Below are 3,332 nucleotides of genomic sequence, written 5' to 3' on the forward strand. Positions count from 1 at the left end.
GAGGCCGGGTATTCTCATAGCTTGGCCAACAGATGCAGGTTTGGTCTTCTTCAGTTTTTCTCTTGCTTCCGTTGACAAATTTGATACGGCATCATAGTCCATAGTCGAGGGAATTAAATCCTCCTCGATCTCTTCGAGACGCTTAACTTCTGCCTTAAGTCGGTCGATGTAGCCGCTGTACTTGACTTCTATTTCAACTTGTCCAATAACATCGTCATCCAATATCGGTTCTGGATCAAACATGGAGATATCCCTGTAACCAACGCCGGCCCTCTTCAACAGCGAAGAAAACTTCACCGGCAAATCGATTTTTGAACTGCCCTTACTGATGAGCAGCTCGTTCAAGCCCTCCGAAGGTCTGACATTGATCTTCTGGAGCCTTATCAACTGAGTCTTTATTTCTCTGGTCAGACTGTCTACTCTTTCCTTAAACCAGGCAGGCACCAGCCCATATCTATAACCGTACTCGGTAAGCCTAATATGAGCGTTGTCGTGCCTGAGAAGTAATCTATACTCTGCCCTAGAAGTCAGCAATCTATAAGGTTCATCGACACCTTTCGTCACAAGGTCATCAATCATCACTCCAATATAAGCCTCGGATCGGCTGAGCACTAGCTGCTTTTCTCCCAACAGTTTCGCCGAGGCATTTATTCCAGCGATGAGTCCCTGACCGGCCGCCTCTTCGTAACCACTCGTTCCGTTAACCTGGCCGGCAAAATAAAGATTCTCGACTACTTTGCTCTCCAGGGTTGAGTAAAGTTGAGTGGGGTTAATGTAGTCGTATTCAATTGCATAAGCCGGTCGTACTATTTCTGCTCTGCCTAGTCCTGGAATTGTTCTTATCATTTCGAGCTGGGTCTCGTAAGGTAAGCTAGTTGAAAGACCATTCAAATAGTACTCGTTGCTGTAAGCGCTCTCCGGTTCGACGAAAAGTTGATGGCTGTCTTTGGAGGAAAACTTGATTACCTTGTCCTCGATTGATGGACAGTAACGTGGACCTCTCGAATCGATGAGTTTTAAGTCTCCATACAACGGAGAAAAATGCAGATCTCTCTTTATAATGTCATGGGTCTCTTTGTTCGTTCTCGTAAGCCAGCAAGGGTGATCGTCTTCCAGCACGTAAGGTTCGGAGAAATGTGAGAAACAAAGCGGAGTTTCGGAGGTTCCCTGACGCTCCATCTCGGCAAAGTCGATGGACCTTCCGGCAATTCTTGCCGGTGTGCCGGTTTTGAAACGCCTTACTTCAAAACCGATCGACCGCAGTGAACCGGTCAACTCTGTAGACGGAAACTCTCCAAGTCTGCCGGCTGGAAATTCATGAGGTCCGATAAATATCTTTCCACCAAGAAAAGTGCCGGAAGCCACAATTACTGAGCGAGCCGAGTATCTGAGGCCAAAATTGGTGATGACACCCTTTACGCTTCCTTTTTCAGTTTCTATAGCCTTTACTATTCCGCTCTGTATGAAGAGATTCTCCTGCATTTCCATGCTTCTCTTCATTGTCTGGCTGTACCTAATCTTGTCAACCTGAGCTCTCAACGCCCTAACCGCTGCACCTTTACTGGTGTTCAGAATTCTTATATTGAGTGATGCCTGATCGGTTGACTTTGCTATCTCGCCTCCCAGAACATCTATCTCTCTTACAACTATCCCCTTTGCAGGACCACCCATTGCGGGATTGCAGGGCGTCCATCCAACCGTATCAAGGTTGATATTTAGAATAAGAGTTTTCATGCCCATTCTGGCTCCGGCAAGAGCCGCTTCAATACCTGCATGGCCGGCGCCTATAACAATTATGTCGAATTCGTAATCTCTTTTATTTGATCGCATAACATCACTCCTCTATCATAAGTATAGTACACAGAGAGGAGGCATGAAATTGCGAAAAGTCTGTTTCGTTGATACTACGATGAGAGACGCACACCAGTCACTTCTTGCTACGAGGGTTACTACCGGCGAATTGGCGGAGATAGCTCCTCTTGTTGATCGGGTTGGCTACCACGCAGTTGAGGTGTGGGGCGGGGCTACCTTCGACTCATGTGTCCGATACTTAAACGAGGATCCATGGGAAAGACTTGATATATTGAAGGAAAGTTTCAAGGAAACGAAGCTCCAGATGCTATTGAGGGGCCAAAACCTCCTGGGTTACAGAAACTATGCCGATGATGTTGTGGAATTGTTTGTGAGAACTATGGCAAAACACGGAATCGATATAGTGAGAATCTTCGATGCCCTTAATGACTTCCGAAACCTGGAGAAGTCGGCAAAGGCCGTCAAGGAAAGCGGGATGCACCTTCAGATAGCCATGTCTTATACAACAAGCCCAGTTCATAACGTCGAATACTTCGTAGAGATTTCCGACAAAGCGCTAGAACTTGGCGCAGACTCCCTCTGTATAAAAGACATGGCCGGCCTCTTGAAACCCGGAACCGCATGGACTCTTGTAAGCAAGATCAAGAAAAGGCACTCCATTCCGCTGGAAGTTCATTCTCACTTCACTACTGGCATTGCCGGTATGACCTATTTGAAGAGCGCCGAAGCCGGCGCAGACATTCTCGATACGGCAACCTCTTCAATGGGCTTTGGAACTTCACAGCCCGGGGTGGAAAGTGTCTGGACGGCGTTGCACGACTTGGGACTTGCAGATAAGCCGGATTACGTACTGCTAAAAGAGATAAACGATTATTTTGCTCGCGTTCGTAAGAACCATAGTGAAACCGATGCCGGTTTCACTATAAACACATCGGTTCTTGAAAATCAAATACCCGGGGGCATGTACTCCAATCTGATCAACCAGCTTAAGGCACAAAATATGAGTGACAGATTCGAGGAGGTACTCGAAGAAGTGCCCAGAGTGCGCGCCGATTTGGGTTATCCGCCCCTGGTTACACCAACCTCTCAAATAGTAGGTGTTCAGGCCGTTCTTAATGTCATGAACAATGAAAGATACAAGACTATAACAAAGGAAGTTGAAAGATACATCAAAGGCTTCTACGGTTCGCCGCCCGCGGAGATCGAAAGCACGTTGAAGACTCGGGTGATGGGTGACGAGAAATCGATTTCTCATAGACCGGGCGACACTCTAGAGCCGGAAGTCGAGAAGGGCAGGAATGAACTAGGTCTCTTGGCCAATAGCGATGAAGATCTGCTTATCTATTTGCTGCTTGGGGAAGTCGGGAAGAGGTTTTTGACTCAAAGATACAATGACTCTCTGAGAGTCGATTTCGATGTCGCTAAGAATTTCAAAGAGGGAATAACAGTATATCCAGTTTAATTCGTAGTATTAACAATTTTTACCTGGAAAGAAGCATCATCATCATCGATTAGGGAAG

At 46.6% G+C, this 3,332-nt stretch carries 2 protein-coding genes; one reads left to right on the forward strand and one right to left on the reverse strand.

The annotated features are described in order from the left end of the window. The coding region (gene mnmG, locus BG32_RS02115; protein ID WP_121526328.1) for a tRNA uridine-5-carboxymethylaminomethyl(34) synthesis enzyme MnmG at positions 1-1,830 on the reverse strand (1,830 nt) is incomplete at its 3' end. Between the two features lie 49 nt (positions 1,831-1,879). Here mnmG and BG32_RS02120 point away from each other — a divergent pair. Continuing rightward, positions 1,880-3,274, forward strand: coding sequence for a pyruvate carboxylase subunit B (locus BG32_RS02120; RefSeq protein ID WP_006487015.1), 1,395 nt, complete (start codon positions 1,880-1,882; stop codon positions 3,272-3,274). Positions 3,275-3,332 lie beyond the last annotated feature (58 nt).

This window comes from Mesotoga sp. HF07.pep.5.2.highcov, from assembly GCF_003666285.1.
Classification (GTDB): Bacteria; Thermotogota; Thermotogae; order Petrotogales; family Kosmotogaceae; genus Mesotoga; species Mesotoga prima.